Origin of the sequence: Alkalibacillus sp. S2W (genome assembly GCF_046764385.1) — a bacterium.
Taxonomy (GTDB): Bacteria; Bacillota; Bacilli; order Bacillales; family Alkalibacillaceae; genus Alkalibacillus; species Alkalibacillus almallahensis.
The window spans coordinates 1592121-1609181 of sequence record NZ_CP177234.1; the positions used below are offsets into that span (position 1 = coordinate 1592121).

The 17061-nt window shown below is 37.5% G+C and carries 15 protein-coding genes and 2 pseudogenes; 8 read left to right on the top strand and 9 right to left on the bottom strand.

What is annotated here, in order from left to right:
* Positions 1 to 8: 8 nt before the first annotated feature.
* The 7 genes from ACKXGF_RS08605 to ACKXGF_RS08635 form a co-directional block, all read right to left on the bottom strand.
* Entirely contained in the window at positions 9 to 830 is an 822-nt protein-coding gene (locus tag ACKXGF_RS08605; RefSeq protein ID WP_167262457.1) for a purine-nucleoside phosphorylase, read from the bottom strand.
* A 75-nt stretch (positions 831 to 905) separates the two neighbouring features.
* A complete protein-coding gene (gene deoB, locus ACKXGF_RS08610) occupies positions 906 to 2084 on the bottom strand; it encodes a phosphopentomutase (protein WP_411953369.1) in 1179 nt (392 codons plus the stop codon).
* Positions 2085 to 2195: 111 nt separating this feature from the next.
* Positions 2196 to 3083: a site-specific tyrosine recombinase XerD gene (gene xerD, locus ACKXGF_RS08615; RefSeq protein ID WP_411955576.1), complete on the bottom strand. Its 888-nt coding sequence runs from the start codon at positions 3081 to 3083 to the stop codon at positions 2196 to 2198.
* A 146-nt stretch (positions 3084 to 3229) separates the two neighbouring features.
* Complete coding sequence (locus ACKXGF_RS08620; protein WP_411953370.1) at positions 3230 to 3667, bottom strand: Fur family transcriptional regulator; 438 nt, start codon at positions 3665 to 3667, stop codon at positions 3230 to 3232.
* Between the two features lie 110 nt (positions 3668 to 3777).
* Positions 3778 to 4410, bottom strand: coding sequence for a stage II sporulation protein M (gene spoIIM / locus ACKXGF_RS08625; RefSeq protein ID WP_411953371.1), 633 nt, complete (start codon positions 4408 to 4410; stop codon positions 3778 to 3780).
* A 78-nt stretch (positions 4411 to 4488) separates the two neighbouring features.
* On the bottom strand, positions 4489 to 5652 hold the full coding sequence (locus tag ACKXGF_RS08630; RefSeq protein ID WP_411953372.1) for an endonuclease Q family protein: 1164 nt from the start codon (positions 5650 to 5652) through the stop codon (positions 4489 to 4491).
* A gap of 4 nt (positions 5653 to 5656) precedes the next feature.
* Positions 5657 to 6208 (bottom strand): NUDIX hydrolase, encoded by a 552-nt coding sequence (locus tag ACKXGF_RS08635; protein WP_411953373.1) that lies wholly within the window; start codon positions 6206 to 6208, stop codon positions 5657 to 5659.
* A gap of 352 nt (positions 6209 to 6560) precedes the next feature.
* Between ACKXGF_RS08635 and ACKXGF_RS08640 the strand changes: the two are divergent.
* From ACKXGF_RS08640 to ACKXGF_RS08655, 4 genes and pseudogenes are all read left to right on the top strand, one after another.
* Positions 6561 to 6808 (top strand): annotated as a pseudogene (locus ACKXGF_RS08640) (IS1595 family transposase); the annotation flags it as partial.
* Positions 6809 to 6891: 83 nt separating this feature from the next.
* Positions 6892 to 7164, top strand: coding sequence for a DUF4190 domain-containing protein (locus ACKXGF_RS08645; RefSeq protein ID WP_411953374.1), 273 nt, complete (start codon positions 6892 to 6894; stop codon positions 7162 to 7164).
* A gap of 207 nt (positions 7165 to 7371) precedes the next feature.
* Positions 7372 to 8234: pseudogene (locus ACKXGF_RS08650) on the top strand (MBL fold metallo-hydrolase).
* Between the two features lie 119 nt (positions 8235 to 8353).
* Complete coding sequence (locus tag ACKXGF_RS08655; RefSeq protein ID WP_411953375.1) at positions 8354 to 9268, top strand: aldo/keto reductase; 915 nt, start codon at positions 8354 to 8356, stop codon at positions 9266 to 9268.
* A 644-nt stretch (positions 9269 to 9912) separates the two neighbouring features.
* On the opposite strand, the gene ACKXGF_RS08660 is transcribed toward ACKXGF_RS08655, so the two are convergent.
* A complete protein-coding gene (locus ACKXGF_RS08660) occupies positions 9913 to 10875 on the bottom strand; it encodes an MBL fold metallo-hydrolase (protein WP_411953376.1) in 963 nt (320 codons plus the stop codon).
* Positions 10876 to 10933: 58 nt separating this feature from the next.
* Positions 10934 to 12559: a M20/M25/M40 family metallo-hydrolase gene (locus ACKXGF_RS08665; RefSeq protein WP_411953377.1), complete on the bottom strand. Its 1626-nt coding sequence runs from the start codon at positions 12557 to 12559 to the stop codon at positions 10934 to 10936.
* A 70-nt stretch (positions 12560 to 12629) separates the two neighbouring features.
* Here ACKXGF_RS08665 and ACKXGF_RS08670 point away from each other — a divergent pair, with 70 nt between their 5' ends.
* Genes ACKXGF_RS08670 through ACKXGF_RS08685 form a run of 4 tightly spaced genes read left to right on the top strand, consistent with a single transcriptional unit; the run spans position 12630 to position 16703 of the window.
* Positions 12630 to 13349, top strand: coding sequence for a glycerophosphodiester phosphodiesterase (locus ACKXGF_RS08670; protein ID WP_411953378.1), 720 nt, complete (start codon positions 12630 to 12632; stop codon positions 13347 to 13349).
* Positions 13350 to 13355: 6 nt separating this feature from the next.
* On the top strand, positions 13356 to 14375 hold the full coding sequence (namA, locus tag ACKXGF_RS08675; protein WP_411953379.1) for an NADPH dehydrogenase NamA: 1020 nt from the start codon (positions 13356 to 13358) through the stop codon (positions 14373 to 14375).
* Between the two features lie 24 nt (positions 14376 to 14399).
* Entirely contained in the window at positions 14400 to 15326 is a 927-nt protein-coding gene (rnz, locus tag ACKXGF_RS08680) for a ribonuclease Z (protein ID WP_411953380.1), read from the top strand.
* Between the two features lie 3 nt (positions 15327 to 15329).
* The gene (locus ACKXGF_RS08685) at positions 15330 to 16703 is read left to right on the top strand and encodes an aldehyde dehydrogenase (RefSeq protein ID WP_411953381.1); all 1374 of its coding nucleotides are present in this window, start codon (positions 15330 to 15332) and stop codon (positions 16701 to 16703) included.
* Positions 16704 to 17061 lie beyond the last annotated feature (358 nt).

Below are 17061 nucleotides of genomic sequence, written 5' to 3' on the forward strand. Positions count from 1 at the left end.
CGCCTCCTTTACATCGTTTGTAAGATTTGTTTAACGAGTTGAATGAATTGTTGTCTTACTTTTTCAGTTGTTTCAATAACTTCATCGTGAGACAACGGTTGATCTAAGATACCAGCTGCCATGTTTGAAATGCATGAAATACCCAACACATCGATACCAGCATGATTAGCTACAATAACTTCTGGTACTGTAGACATACCTACAGCATCGCCACCTAAAGTTCTTAACATTTTAACTTCACTTGCTGTTTCATATGTTGGTCCAGTGTTCCCTACATAAACCCCTTTACGAACAGACAAGTTCAAATCTGCAGCTGCAGCTTCCGCTAATTTACGTAAATCACGGTCATACGCTTCAGACATATCAGGGAAACGCGGTCCAAGTTCATCAATATTTTTTCCGATTAGAGGGTTGTCTCCCATGTTGTTAATATGATCTTGAATAATCATTAAATCACCAGGATCAAATGATTCATTAATGCCACCTGCAGCATTTGTCACTAATAGCTTTTCAACACCTAATTGCTTCATAACACGTACTGGGAATGTCACATGTTGCATATCATAGCCTTCATAGTAGTGAAAACGCCCTTGCATAGCGACAACTTGCTTTCCTTGTAGTTCGCCAATAACTAATTGCCCTTTATGACCAGAAACGGTCGATTGAGGAAAATGCGGAATTTCAGAATATGGGATTGTAACTGGGTTTTCAATCTCTTCAGCTAATATGCCTAAACCAGAACCTAGGATTAGACCGATTGTCGGTTTAGACGCGTTTAATTGTTGAGAAATATACTGCTCAGATTCTTGAATTTGTTCTAAGACTGACATGACTCCATCTCCTTTTGGTTATCTAATCAAAATCCAGGGAAACAGTTTCAGCTAACTGTTTCCCATACTATTAAATTATTTAGTTAAATCATCTAAAAAGCTTTCACCATGTTCCGGTTGCTTAGTCTTAAAGTTTTCAGCAACTGTTGCACCAATATCAGCAAATGTTTGACGTTCTGATAATGCTTGTCCAGCAGAAATGCCTTTATGATAAGCGACTAACGGTACATATTCACGAGTGTGATCTGTTCCGTGATGAATCGGATCATTACCATGGTCAGCTGTAATGAGTAATAAGTCGTCTTCCTTTAATTTATCCAAGACTTCAGGTAAACGACGATCGAATTCTTCTAAAGCTTCACCATAACCTTGTGGATCACGACGGTGGCCGTATTTAGCATCGAAATCAACTAAGTTTAAGAAATTTAAACCGTTAAAATCTTTATCCATTGAAGCAACTAGTTTATCCATACCGTCAGAATTATCATCTGTACGAATGGCTTCAGTCACACCTTCTTCATCGTAGATGTCTGAAATCTTACCTAAAGCAACAACATCATAGCCATCGTCTTCTAAGAAGTTCATCACAGTACGACCAAACGGTTTTAATGCATAATCATGACGATTGGATGTACGTTCAAACGATCCAGGCTCACCTACAAACGGACGTGCAATGATACGACCGATCATATATGGTTCGTCTTTCGTAATTTCACGTGCAAATTCACAAATTTCATGTAGCTCTTCAACTGGGATCACTTCTTCATGTGCCGCAATTTGTAAAACCGAGTCAGCTGATGTATAAACAATTAAAGCTCCTGTTTCAACGTGTTCAGGGCCTAATTCTTTAATAATTTCAGTACCTGAAGCAGGTTTATTACCGATTACTTTTCGACCTGTTTTTTCTTCTAAACGCTTCACAAGCTCGTCTGGGAATCCGTCTGGAAATACACGGAATGGTTGATCAATACGTAGCCCCATGATTTCCCAATGACCTGTCATTGTATCTTTACCAGCTGATGCTTCTACCATACGAGTATGATGAGCTTCTGGTTGATCAGCGGCTTGAACACCTTCTACTTCACGAATATTACCTAGACCCAAACGTTCCATGTTAGGCATGTTCAAACCACCCATATGTTGCGCTGTATGACCAAGAGTGTCTGCACCAACATCGTTAAAATGTTTAGCATCTGGTGCTTCTCCAATTCCTACAGAATCCATAACAATTAAAAATACTCGGTTAAATGACATGTTATAAACCTCCACTTTCTATCCTTTATCTTGATCTTTCTGTAACCGCTTTAATTATAAAAGCGATCTTATCTAAGGAAACGATTATCACTATATCATAATCTTATTCCATTATGCACGTGGATGAAAATCTTTATAAATTTCTGTCAATCTTGCTTTTGATACATGTGTATAAATTTGAGTCGTTGATATATCAGCATGACCTAACATCTCTTGTACTGCTCGTAAATCAGCCCCATTCTCTAATAAATGCGTTGCGAATGAATGGCGTAACATGTGAGGTGTTATTTCTTTAAAAATATGTTGATCACGTGCATGTTTTTTTAGTACTTTCCAAAAACCTTGCCTAGTCATGGTATTCCCTCGATGGTTTAAGAATAACGCTTGATTTGTTTGATTTTTTAACAACTTGTGACGTCCATGATCAACATAATTTTGAATGGCTTCTTGTGCATGCTTACCAAGGGGAACAATCCGTTCCTTTCCTCCTTTACCAACAATTCGAACGAATCCCATCAAAAGATGAAGATCGTCAATTGTTAATGACAGCAATTCAGAAATACGTAACCCTGTCGCATAAAGGGTCTCAAACATGGCGTGATTACGTAAATCTATCGGTTTATCACCTGAAACACTCAATAATCGTTCGACCTCATCATTAGTTAAAACTTTTGGAAGTTGGCGTTCTGGTTTTGGTCGTTCAATATGTAAAGTGGGATCATGTGAAATTTGATATTCACGCACAATAAATTGATGAAAAGATCTTAAGGTTGAGATCATTCTAGTGATACTAGCTGATGATTTACCATTTACTTTCATCTCATTTAGTAAGCCTCTAATATGGTGACGTTCTATTGCTTCAAGCGACGATATACCTTCAGTTTCGGTTAAATAGAATATGTACTGCTTTAAGTCACGGCGATACGACTGAATCGAATTATCTGCCAACCCTTTTTCTATTTTTAAAAAATGTAAAAAATCCTGAGTGGCATCATTTATCATAAATTAAGACCCCTTTTAGATTAAGCTAACGTACATCAAATTTAGTATAACATGGCTCACCCTAAATGTACGTCAACTTGCTTCTTTGTGACTAATCACAAAAGGCCTTTTTCGGTTCGAAAAAGGCCTCATCACATATCATTTTAATTATGGCAATTCTTGCATACCCCATGAAAGGTTAAACGATGGTCACGAACATCAAATTCAAATTTTGATTCGACAATGTCTTCTACATCACCAAGCAAATCTTCTTCAATTTCAGTAACTGAACCGCATTCAACACAGACTAAGTGGTGATGAAAATGCTCAGCTCCTTCTTTTCTTAAATCATAACGTGAAACCCCGTCACCGAAATTGATTTTATCAACAACTTTAATTTCGGTTAATAATTCTAGTGTCCGATAAACAGTCGCCAAACCAATTTCTGGCGCTTTATCTTTCACGAGGAGATAGACATCTTCTGCACTTAAATGATCTTGTTCACGCTCTAGCAACACACGGACAGTCGCCTCGCGTTGAGGTGTTAATTTATAACTTTGTGAGTGCAATTGCTTTTTTATGTTTTCAATACGGTCTTCCACTCGTATCTCTCCCCTCAAGTCATACACTCATATTATAAAAAACGGGAGATAGAGTGTCAAATTATAATAATTTTAAATTGGTCATAAAAATTATTATTTCTTTATAATAATTATAATTTGTCAGCCATCCAACTTAAGGCATGAAAGGAAACCGAAACTTCCACCAATGAACCGAAACAAACTAACACAATCCCAATTACATAGGATTTTAAATAATGTCGGGTTGCCTCACCTAAAGTGCGTGAACTTTGATGCTTAATAAATAGAATTCTCAAGACATGTAACGTAAATACGATACTACTTGTTGTCATAATGAGATAAGCTGCAACGATCAAAACGTTTTGTGGTGCAATAGCTAATAAAGATAAGAAAAAACCTTGCCATGATAATTGGTGGACTAAGAACCCTACCGTAAATCCTACGACAACACCTTTAAAAAATAACAAAAACCAAGCAACGGGTAATCCTACAAATGATAAACCAAATAGAAATATAAATGTTAGAAACTTACCATGTGTCCATAGTGAGTCTGTTAGATCAGACAGCCATACTCTTGATTCGTTTTGAACGGATTGAAAATATTGTTCAACAAAGAAAAATAAATCTTGTTGTTGTAAGAAATCAAGACTACTCACCATCATTGAACCAAACACAACCCCGATTGACCACAAAATAAATAGAAAAACGTAAAGACTCAAATAAGGTTGGACAGGTATTGTTAGTGCATTAGGCCAATACTTCATGCGATATCCTCCATTCATTTCAACTCTATTAAAACCCTATGTTAATAGAAATGAATGTAGAACATCGATCTTCTAAAATTAATCTATTTTACCATATCGGCCCCCACCGCCAGGCGTAATAACTAAACTACCTTCCCTTAGTGTCATGATTCTAGAAGCAACTTGCTCATTTGTTACAGTTTGGATCTCTTCAAAGCTTGCATCATGAATCACATACATATCATGATGTAGTTGTCTTCTTAATTTTGATAATGATTTAGGGCCCAGTCCGGGAATATATTTTAAAGGGACTTGTGAGACATAAGGAGGTCTCTTGGGTTTGACGATATGGCCTTGGCTCGTAGCTATTTCATTTATACGATTGGGTACACCCTTTAATACTTTGGTTGAATGGCAATATTCACATTGTGACGGATTATGAATTTGTTGATGACAAGATTGACATACTGACGAGTAATACTTGCCTAATTTGGGATTCAAACCGTAGTTATAACTTACTTTCGACTCGCCATTCTCTAATAAGACTTGTTTAAACGAATTAAAGCTTGGTTCTTGCAATAATAACGCTTGATACTCACGACCAATCATCTCTAAGGAATGTGCATCTGAATTCGTAAGGAAAGTGTAATCTTTTAATTCACTAATTGTGTTAGCCATAGATGTATCGCAACTCAAGCCAAGTTCAACTGCATCAATATAATTGGGATCAAAAACTTCAGACAGGTGTGTCTTAACGCCTTTTCCGTACAAGCTTTTAAACGGTGTGAAAATATGCGCTGGTATGAATAATCCATTACGCGCTTTTACTTCATGCTGTAACGTTTGAGCATCACAATAGATTCGTTGTGAACTCAAGTGAGGATTGCTCACATAAGACTGATACCAATTCGAGAATGATTTCATCTGTTTTAATGTAGGAAAATAACACAAAACGTGAATGGGGCCAGAGCAATTGTGGTCATAGAGTTCAATTTCGCTACCAAATAAAATGGTTAACTCTCCATCTGATAAACCACCGCCTTCTAATTCCTCAAAGTCATGATCCTGTACTAGCTCAAAGCACTCTTCTAAAACATGGGGAGAATGTGCATCAATTATGCCAATCATATCAATCCCCTTCGCTTCTTTCACAAATGAGATAATGTGATGAAGGGTTAACTGGTCTGATGCTGTAATTTTCACAGCCTGATTTTCTTTCGTACGACCGATATGAATATGGCCATCAAAATAATAGGTTTGCATGTAACTAGTCACCCTTTATACGTTCAACCATGACGTGGTAAATCGCTTGGATCGTTTTCGCATCATGAATACGTTCTTGCTTTATTAAAGCTAACGCTTCTTCTACTGTTAACTCAATTAGATCCACAAATTCATCTTCGTCCATATCAGGACGTTGTTCTAATAGGTTTAATCCTGTTGCTTGATATAAGTATATAATTTCATCCGCAAAACCTGGTGACGTGTAATAGGAAACCAAATAGTCTAGTTGGTTAGCTCGATAACCTGTTTCCTCTTCTAATTCTCGGCTTGCTGTTATTTCAGGCTTTTCTCCTTCTTCCAATTTTCCGGCTGGAATCTCAATAATACTTTTCCCTAATGCTTTACGGTATTGTTCGACCATCACGATCCGACCTTCATCTGTAAGGGCTAAAATACCAACAGCTCCAGGATGCCTCACTAATTCACGCTTTGATACCTGCCCATCAGGAAGTTCAACATCTTCTACATCAACATTAATAACTTTTCCTTTATAAATCGATTCTGTATGGATTGTTTTCTCGAAAAATTTACTCAAGTTAGTTCACCTCGTATTTATTTTATCATAATTAAGTCAGATTATATGGTGTATCGAGCACACTTTACTAGTCAGATGAGAGAAGATCATATCAAATATAATACAATACGTTTTAATATGTAACGATCTCAAAATGATTTTTCCATTTTTGTTCATGCTCTTTTTTAAAGGCTCTGTTAAAGCTTGTTGTTGAAATTTGATTTCTTAGTACAAACATTCTGTAATAAGGTCAAATAAATTGAGGTGATAGCAGTGAAGTAACAAAGCAGCGTTATAGTTGTAAAGCTTGTCGAAAGACGTTTACCGACCTTACAAACACCACTCTATACCGCACTCGCCATTCAGATAAAAAGTCAGAACGAAAGGGTAGTACTACATTCAAAACGTTAATAACTACCACCGACGCCTTAAAGGTTTGATACAACGTTTTAATGGCGTAGCAACGAAGCATTTGGACAATTACTTAACGTAGTTCCAAACCTCAGAAGGCTTAAGCACCTACGAAATGAAGTTACAATTAATGACTTTATTATTTCTGGGAATTTAATACCAAATTTAGAAACCTATGATACAATTAGATTATCTAACTTTACTGTATAAAGGCTGTTTCTTTATTCAACTAACAGGGAGAAAAGTTCAAGAAGTGATGTGGTCTTTATTATTAATTATACGGGGGATTTTTAATGATTGATAAAACTAAAACAAATAGTAATTCTGTAATTTCTTTGACTATAGGTATTTTATCAATACTTATACCATTTATCGGTTTGTTTCTTGGTGTTTTCGGAGTTGTTAAGTCAAGAAAAGCTATAAAAGAAATAGAAAAAAACAGAGAAGATGGTAGAGGTCTAGCAAATTCGGGTTTAATTTGTAGCTCAGTTGGAATTGTCATACAATTGTTCGTAGTGTTAGGGTATATCGCTTTTATCTCTATAACGACTGAAAACATAGGCTAAATAAATTTTATTCAACGGGAACGTTAGTTGTAGAAGACAATAAAATCAAACGGAACTTCCAGTTTTATGGGAGTTCCGTTTTTTCTATAAATATCAACATTGAACTTTAACAGAGCCTTTTTAAAAGAAATTAAACGTTATGATAATTACTTTAATATTAGGGAAAATAAAGTAGTATCTAGATTATTTTGAGGAGGCTTCTTTTAAATGGATAAGGATTTGAATTATGGTGATGATTATAAATATATCCTGGCAACTTCTATAGGAAGCGGTGTCGGAATTAATGTTTTGCCAGATTTGTACAGCCATACTGCCCAGATCGTTAATATAATTTTAGTTGGCAGTAATAAGGATGACTTTGTATTAGTCGATGCAGGAATGCCTGAATCAGCAGATGAGATCATTTCTGTTGTAGAAGAACGTTTTGGTTCAAACGTTCAAACAGTCGCCCTAAGGCAATCATTTTAACACATTGTCATTTCGATCATGTTGGTGCGCTAATTGAACTGGTGGAATATTGGGATGTTCCTGTTTATGCTCATGAATTAGAGTTACCTTTTTTAACAGGAGAAAAGAGCTATCCAGAACCAGATTCTTCTGTTGAAGGTGGTATGGTGGCAAAACTATCATCCATGTTTCCTAATGAGCCTGTCAAATTAGGAAATCACGTAGAAAAACTCCCTTCTGATGGAAGTGTTCCTTATATACCTGGCTTCAATTGGATTCATACACCTGGACACACGCCAGGACATATTTCGTTATTCAGAGAAGATGACAGAACGCTGATTGTAGGAGACGCATTTATTACAGTTAAACAAGAATCTCTTTTGAAAGTGTTAACCTAGCAACAGGAAATAAGCGGACCTCCAAGATACCTCACACCTGATTGGAAAACTGCAAAGGAATCCGTGATGAAATTACAACGGTTGAACCCGTCTGTTGCCATTACAGGACACGGAAAGCCAATGTCTGGTGATTTATTAACAGAGAGTTTAGAGAAATTAGTCCGCGACTTTGATCGTATTGCTGTGCCCGATTACGGTGAGTATGTTAATAGGGATGAACATTAACAAAGACTATATTGTAAATAACGTTTTTTCTATCGAAATTTATTAACGGCTCAGAACATAGTGACGTTTGTTTTTAACTTTAATGAGCAGTAAAATATGATTTAAGGAGGGATCAAACGATGCAAACAAATAGATTAGGACAAACAGACTTACATGTTTCCGAAATTGGCTTAGGTTGTATGAATTTAGGAACAGATGAACAAAATGCTCAAGCTATTATTAAGGAAGCTACTCAAAATGGAATCAATTACTTAGATACAGCTGATCTATATGGTTTTGGAGAAAATGAAAAATTAGTCGGTAAAGCTATAAAAGGAAATCGTGACAACCTCATAATTGCGACCAAAGGTGGCAATCATTTTGAACCTGGTCAAGACAATTGGTATTGGGACCCTTCTAAAGCTTATCTAAAAGAAGCAGTTAAAAATAGTCTACTTCGTTTAGGCTTAAATGATGTCGATCTATACCAACTTCATGGCGGAACAATCGAAGATCCAATAGATGAAGTCGTTGAAGCATTTGAGGAGTTACAACAAGAAGGGTTAATTCGTCATATCGGATTATCTTCAATTCGCCCTAATGTGATTAAAGCATTCATTAATCGTACGAATATAACTAGTGTGATGATGCAATATAGTATGATCGATAGACGACCTGAAGAGACTATGCTCGACTATTTAAATGATCATCAAGTTAGTGTGGTGGTTCGCGGTGCATTAGGCAAAGGAATGCTAACGGACCAAGGGCTAAAACAATGGGAAGCAAAGGGTCAGAATGGTTTTCTGGATTACAGTGCAGAAGAACTGAAACATTTGGTTGAACAGGTACAACTCACCGCAAATAAACACGAGGTTTCTCCTCAAGCTCTAGCTATGAGTTATGCATTAGAACATCCTGCTGTTTCAAGTTTGATTTTAGGAGCAAGTCGTCCAGAACAAGTCAGAAAGAATCTTGAAGCTTATCATAACCGTCCGACAGAATCATACATTTTCAACAATCTACTGCCTTCATTAAAAACACAAATATATGAGTAGCACCGTGCTTAAAAACTAATGAGGCTGGGTCAAATGATAATCAGCTATTCAAAAAACGAATGTTTGAAAACAATTATAGTTAAGCAGTAATAAAGCGTAATCAAAACACGTAGACGCCTGGTCGACTAAAAGCGGTTACATCCTGCGCCTGCGAGTACTCGGCGCAGAATTAGGCAAAGAAGCTTATGAAATCAGCTTTTGTGACCAACGCCGACATTAGCCCGTCCGGGTCGTCACGGAAACAGCACGCGTCTCGAGACCCCCCAGAGGCCCACAGGATGTGGGTCACTTCGGCGTTCGGACAGGACGTCCGGTAGTTAGCCGAAGTTCCTTTAGTCGTCGAGGGATGCACCTGCGTCTTCTAGCAAAGCTTCGAAGTAGGCTTCCTCGGTGCAAGTAACAAAGAAGCTTATTAGAGAGAAGTCGCCTGGCTCGAGCCGTGCCCCGGTAAAGGAAACACGGCGATAGCCTCAGCAGAGCCGATGCTGAGCTTATGTCACGTAGAACCAAGCGAAGTGTTTTGATGAAGCGTCATTTAATCAAAAACCCCTGAACGCTTTATTAAAAAATAAGTCGTTCAGGGGTTACTTTGTATCGTTTGGTTTTGTCCCATCCTCATTATCATAAACGTAATGACACAACATTTATGTATATAATGGTGTCGCTTTATACGTTAACACACCGTTTCGTATGATTGAGTCCACATATCCCGCTTCTTCCAAATAATCGAGTTGCCCAATCGTTTCAGACATTGTTAACCCAAATTGTTTATTGTAATGTTTCGGGAATAAAAACTGACAAACTTCAAAGGGTGTTACCTCATGTTCTCGAACATAATTCAAAACTTTTTGAGCACGTTCTTCTTGCCTCTGCAATCGATGATCAATTATTTTAGGTTGAAAATTAAATATATCACCATGACCAGGCAAAACTGTTTCAATACTGAATGACTGTAACTTCTTTAAGGTTCTTCGATAATGTAACAACGGTTTCGGTCGTTCATTTCCTGGAAGTGGTGCTTCTAAAATCGGATTTGATGAAATGTGTTTTAATAAATGGTCGCCAGCCACCATTGTGTGGTCTTTTTCATTTAGAAAGGACAAATGACTTTGTGCATGACCTTTCGTTTCTATAATATGCCAGTTCTTAAGACCAGGTATCTCTTGACCTTCATCAATAATGTTCGTTAATTGACGCTTTCCTTGGAAACGAAAGGCATTTTGAATCGTTTTTTGAACATTACGGTATTGTTCGGGAACTGCGAACTGGTCATATAAAGTTGAAAAATAGGATTCATAGTGAGCAAAATAGGATTTATCTTGTTTTAACCACAAATCTGTCATACGATGCCCATACACCGCATTCACATGTTCAAATCGATGAATAAGTCCTGTATGATCAGGATGGTGATGAGTCAGAACAATTTGTTGAATGTCATTCGGTTTCAATCCAATTTCATCTAATTGATGCACCATAGCGTCCCAAGCTTCATCTGTGTCAACACCTGCATCAAACATCGTGATTGGATCGTCCTTTAATACATAGCAATGCACGTCCCCTACTGCATAAGGTGTAGGTAAAGTTATTTGATATATCGTATTATCCATAAAATAAGCCACCTTCACAACGTTTCTTATTATTATACTACAATATTACTAATAAAATCTAATTCGATTTCGATTCATGAAAAACCTTTTCGATCGCACTGGACAAAATATCAGGTAATACGTTGAATGAATATCCTAATTCTAATCGCTCTGTCCACTGATGAGGATCTTTTCCGTACGGACCAATATTAACGGTTGGAATAGCGATATTTGATTTTGTAATATAATGTCCGTGAACACGCTGCAAGGGCATGTTTTGAGCTAATAAACTGATATCATATTCCTCGTTCAATTGTTCTCCTATAAAACTCAAATCAGATATACCGTTAAAATAAAATTTTCGTTTACTATCATAACCTTCTGCTGAAATAGCGGATTGAACCTCATCTATAATGTTCGTTACTTTTTGACTATTACTAGTAACAGCAGGATAAAACGGCGGACTATAAAACAACACCATCATAGGTGCCATGTGTTGGCAAAATTTAGCAAGTTCTTGTACAAATTGGATCGTTAATTCACGTTCAGTTAACTGAGAATCATTTTTTATTTGTTCTAATTTATGATCAACAATTTGTTCGCCATGACGTTTTATAGCTTCATCATACAATTGAGAAAATGTGAATGCATTAACTGAAACATGATAAGAAGAGCCTTCTAAATTGGCGACTTTTTGGTATTGGTTATATTGTTTTAGTATATGATTTTCGATGTCTTCTTTGGCTTCTTCCATTATCGAAAATAGCTTAGCATTTATATTAGAAACCGTTTGTTTCATAAATAATATATTATACATGGCTACAGCACTCACCGTCGTTTTAACCGAATAATCTTCTTTTAAATCTCGCATCATTAAGCTGACAGGTGGTGGTGTCACTTCCTCCCCTACTTTTTCAATAAAGTCTGTATTTAATTCAAGCTTATGATTGAGAGCACTGAGCATGAAATTCGCATTTACTCCTTGAAATGGTTCGCCAACATGCGTTTCTTTTCCAAAACACAAGAAACCCGGTAATGCTTTACCTAAAGATCCTGTATATACATAGTTTTGCTCGTCTTCCCTGTGCTGACGGAAAGTCGATTCACTATTGATGCATAGTTGTAACGTTAAATTATGTCGTTTTTGAAAATCAGCTAAAAACTTAACTGATTCGATCATGCCTTGTGAATTCACTTCTTCATCTGGTACGACTAGTATTAATACATTACCAGAATACGTTCCATTTAAGGCTCGCTCTATCATGGATAGATGCAAAGCCGTCCCAGCTTTCATATCCATAGTACCTCGACCGAATAGCCAGTCTCCACTCCTTAAATCTTCTCTAGCTTCTTGCGGTAATGCATCTTGATGTTGCTTAAGTGAAGTGGTTAATTGATTGGGAGAAAAGGCTAAATTCTGAAACATGCCAAATCCTTCAGTATCAACTACATCTATATGGCTAAGTAAAATCACCGTATCTTCAGTTTCTAGCTCTGCTTTAACTAAGCCCATCAGAGCTTCACGTCCATCACTTAGCGGAATTTTGTTAAGATCATCAGGATGTTCTTGAAAATATGAAGCTTCATGAAGCCAATCATAAATTCTAGTCACGATATCTTTTTCAGACTTAGAATATGTTACACTTGGAAATTCAACAAGCTCTATTAATAACTGTTTTAATTCTTCTTTTGACTGCCATTTCATAATCGTCACCCTTTATATTGACTTTTCTGACATCATACACCACAATCATAACAGAGAATTGAAAGAGGTGTTGGCAATTCATACGAAAATTTTTGCTCACCGAGGCGCAAGCCGATATGCACCAGAAAATACGATGTCTGCTTTTCAGTTAGCTCATAAACAAGGAGCAGATGGAATTGAACTTGATATACACTTATCACGTGATAATGAAATCGTCGTTATTCATGACGAAACGCTAAAACGAACGACAAACCATTCTGGATTAGTTAATCATTTCACCCTTCAAGAACTCCAAGCCCTCGATGCAGGCAGCTGGTTCCATCACGATTATAGCCAAGCCGTCATACCGAGTCTTGAACAAGTGTTAAAATGGATTAAAACAACGGATTTGCACCTTAATATTGAATTAAAAACAGATACCATTCCATATCATCAAATTGAAGATCGGGTAGTTGAGCTCCTACAACATTTTAAATTAGAAGATAGAACAATCTTATCCTGTTTTAATCCATCAACTATCCATCATTTGCATTCAATTCAAAATCACATAGAGCTGGCTTGGTTAAGACAAAAGCGAACCAAAAACTTAGCTTATCAGTTAGGTGCTATTGGAGCAGATAGTATCCATATCCATCAGCGTCTTTTAGGTGGCCATATGACTCAAGAAATTCAGACGAAACAGATCCCTTTTCGAGTTTTCACTGTTAATAAAGCCAAGCAATGGCAACAATGCTTAAATTTAAATGCTAACGGGTTAATAACAGATATCCCAGATCTAATGAAGGAGTGACAAACGTTGGATACTAAACTTTTTTCACCTATTATATTTGATAATATTGAACTTAAAAATCGTATTGTCATGTCACCAATGTGTATGTACTCATGCCATGATCAAGATGGTCGTGTGACACCATTTCATATCACGCATTACGAAAGTCGGGCGGTGGGTCAAGCTGGACTCGTTATACTTGAAGCATCAGCTGTTCAACCTGAGGGCAGAATTTCATATGAAGATCTTGGGATTTGGTCTGATGAACAGATCGATGGCCTACAACAAGTGACTTCAAGAATACATGCTCACGGGGCTAAAGCAGCCATCCAATTAGCTCATGCTGGACGTAAAGCTAATTTATCGGAAACGATTCATGCACCATCTCCGTTACCATTTAATGAACAATTACCTGAGCCTAAAGAGATGGCACAGGACGATATAAAGAATACAATTAGCGCCTTCCGTGATGCTGCTAGACGCGCAAGTGAAGCAAACTTTGATATTATCGAAATTCACGCTGCACACGGCTATTTAATCAACCAATTTCTATCACCCTTAACGAATACACGTGATGATCAGTATGGTGGAGATTTACATAATCGAATGCGCTTCTTACTAGAGATTATTGAAGCTGTCCAGCAAACTTGGAACGGACCCATTTTTGTTCGCCTTTCAACAGCTGAATATCATGAAGAAGGCAATCAATTATCTGATATTATTGATATATCCGAAGTACTCAAACAAAAAGGTATTTCTCTAATCGACTGCAGTTCAGGGGGCGTTGTACCAGCTCGAATTAAACCTTATCCAGGTTATCAACTTCCTATGGCGGATCAAATTCGAAACCAAGCTGAAATATCAACTGGTGCTGTAGGTCTTATTACAACAGGCATTCAGTCTGAAGAAATCCTGCAAAATAACCGAGCTGATTTAATCTTCATCGGCAGACAAATGTTACTTAATCCATATTGGGCTAAACAAGCTGCCCTTGAATTAAATGAAACAATAGATAGTCCAAAACAATATGAACGTGGTTGGCAATAAAAGCATTAATAGGAGGCATTCATCGTGGAATTAACTTTTTTAGGAACTGGTTCAGGCGTTCCTTCTAAACAACGGAATGTATCTTCATTGGCATTACAAATGCATCAAGAACGTGATGAAATTTGGCTTTTTGATTGCGGTGAAGCTACTCAACACCAAATCTTACAGACGACCATTAAACCTCGTAAAATTACAAAGATTTTTATCACTCATATTCACGGTGATCATATTTTTGGCTTACCAGGATTACTAAGCAGTCGTTCATTTCAAGATGGCAATTCTGCTTTAGAGATCTATGGCCCTAAGGGTGTTCAGGAGTTCGTTGAATCTGCTCTAACATTATCTGAAACACGCCTAAAGTATCCAATCCATTACCATGAACTTTATGAGGGGGTCATTTTTGAAGATGAACAAATTCGTGTTAAATCGATGCAACTCGTACATGGGGTTCCATCATATGGGTTCGTCATTGAGGAATCCGACCAAATTGGTCCCCTTCTACCAGACCGTTTGAAAAGCTTTGGTATCAAACCTGGTCCTATTTACGAACAAATCAAAGCGAATGAGGTTGTGACTTTAAATGATGGAACAACGATTAATCGTGATGACGTGACAGGGCCGATGATTCCAGGCAGAAAAATAGCTATTTTAGGTGATACTTTGCCATATGATCGGATTGTTGATTTCATTAGAGATTCCAATGTGTTAGTCCATGAGGCAACATTTATCGATGAAGATGCCCATTTAGCGAGCGACTATAATCATTCTACTAGCACACAAGCTGTTAAAATTGCAGATGAAGCGCAAGTCAAACATGTCATGTTAAATCATATTTCTAGCCGTTATTTACGACATGATTTAGAAAATGAGCTAAATACACTTAAACAAATACACCCTTCAGTCAATTACGTCTATGACTTCGACTCTTTTCATATCCAAAAGGAGGGATAAAACGTGAATTCAATCGAATCAACCATTCAAAAACAAAAAACATTATTTAAAGCAGGCAAAACGATGACTCATACTTTTCGTGCCCATCAATTGCAGCGATTGAAGCAAATGTTAAAACGCCATGAATCAGATATATACGAAGCCCTTAAACAAGATTTAAATAAATCAAGCTATGAGGTCTTATTAACTGAACTCGGTTATTTATATAATGAAATTGATGAAACACTACAACATTTACAGAGCTGGATGGAACCCGAAAAGGTTAAATCCCCTGCTTCTCATAAAGGTGCTAAAAGTATGATCTACAAACAACCTTATGGCGTCAGTCTAATCATCAGCCCATGGAATTATCCACTTCAGTTGGCGTTAGCCCCCTTAATTGGAGCAATTGCTGGTGGAAACACGGCCGTGATCAAGCCATCTGAATTCACGACTCACACTAGTCAATTATTAGAAACAATGATCGAAGAAACATTTGAAGACCAATACATTAAGGTTTTTCAAGGTGAAAAAGATGTGAGTGAAGCACTGCTCGAACAACCATTTGATTACATTTTCTTCACCGGAAGTACACAAGTCGGAAAAATCGTTATGGAAAAAGCGAGTAAACAACTCATTCCAGTAACTCTAGAATTAGGCGGGAAAAGTCCTGTTATCGTTGATGAAGATGCGAAGATTCAACTGGCGGCTCGCAGGATTGCTTGGGGTAAATTCATGAATGCTGGGCAAACTTGCGTGGCTCCAGACTATGCACTCGTCCATCGCAATGTGAAAGACCAACTAATCGAAGCACTTAAAACGGAAATCGAGACGATGTACTCCGCAAACCCGATTCAAAACGAGGACTACACTAAAATTGTTAACGATCGTCATTTTGAACGACTCTCAAACTATTTAACAGAAGGTCGTATTTTGTATGGCGGTCAGAAGGATCAAGCTAGTCATAAGTTTAACCCCACCATTGTCGATGATATTGATTGGGAGTCAAAGGTTATGCAAGATGAAATATTCGGTCCGATCTTACCTGTTATTTCATTTGATTATCTTGAAGAGGTTGTTGATCATGTAGAACAGGCGCGTAATCCTCTAGCGCTCTATTATTTCTCTGAGAATAGTAAAAAGCAGGATTGGGTGATCAAGAACTTGTCATTTGGTGGCGGATGTATTAATGATACGATTATGCACTTAGCTAATCCGCATTTGCCATTTGGTGGCCTTGGGACAAGTGGGATTGGAAGTTATCATGGTGTTCATAGTTTTGAAACATTCACACACCGCAAAAGTGTTGTAAAACAAACAACTAAATTTGACCTATCATTCCGGTACCCTCATTCAAAAATTGCTGAAAAAGTCTTTAATAAATTGTTTAATAAATAACTTGTTGAAGTCCGTTGTTAATATTGTGATCCGCTATCGGTGGATGCTTTCACCCATAGGGCACAAGTGCAACATCTGTTCAATCTCACTACGTTCGTTTTTTACAGTGTTTTCTATGCAGGGGCACGGCTCGAGCCTCCTCGGCCACTAAAGGAACTTCGGCTAAGTTCCGGACGTCCTGTCCGAACGCCGAAGTGACCCACATCCTGTGGACCTCTGGGGGTCTCGAGACACGTGCTTTTCCCGTAACGGCCTGGACGGCCTAATGTCAACGTTGGTTACAAAAGCTGATTTCATAAGCTTCTTCGACTATTCTGCGCCGAGTACTCGCAGGCGTAGGACGTGACCGAACTTAGTT

Bases quoted from the DNA above. Each gene is read 5' to 3' on its own strand.
- ACKXGF_RS08605 (WP_167262457.1), bottom strand. From the start codon at position 830: ATGTCAGTCTTAGAACAAATTCAAGAATCTGAGCAGTATATTTCTCAA.
- deoB (WP_411953369.1), bottom strand. From the start codon at position 2,084: ATGTCATTTAACCGAGTATTTTTAATTGTTATGGATTCTGTAGGAATT.
- spoIIM (WP_411953371.1), bottom strand. From the start codon at position 4,410: ATGAAGTATTGGCCTAATGCACTAACAATACCTGTCCAACCTTATTTG.
- ACKXGF_RS08630 (WP_411953372.1), bottom strand. From the start codon at position 5,652: ATGCAAACCTATTATTTTGATGGCCATATTCATATCGGTCGTACGAAA.
- ACKXGF_RS08645 (WP_411953374.1), top strand. From the start codon at position 6,892: ATGATTGATAAAACTAAAACAAATAGTAATTCTGTAATTTCTTTGACT.
- ACKXGF_RS08655 (WP_411953375.1), top strand. From the start codon at position 8,354: ATGCAAACAAATAGATTAGGACAAACAGACTTACATGTTTCCGAAATT.
- ACKXGF_RS08660 (WP_411953376.1), bottom strand. From the start codon at position 10,875: ATGGATAATACGATATATCAAATAACTTTACCTACACCTTATGCAGTA.
- ACKXGF_RS08665 (WP_411953377.1), bottom strand. From the start codon at position 12,559: ATGAAATGGCAGTCAAAAGAAGAATTAAAACAGTTATTAATAGAGCTT.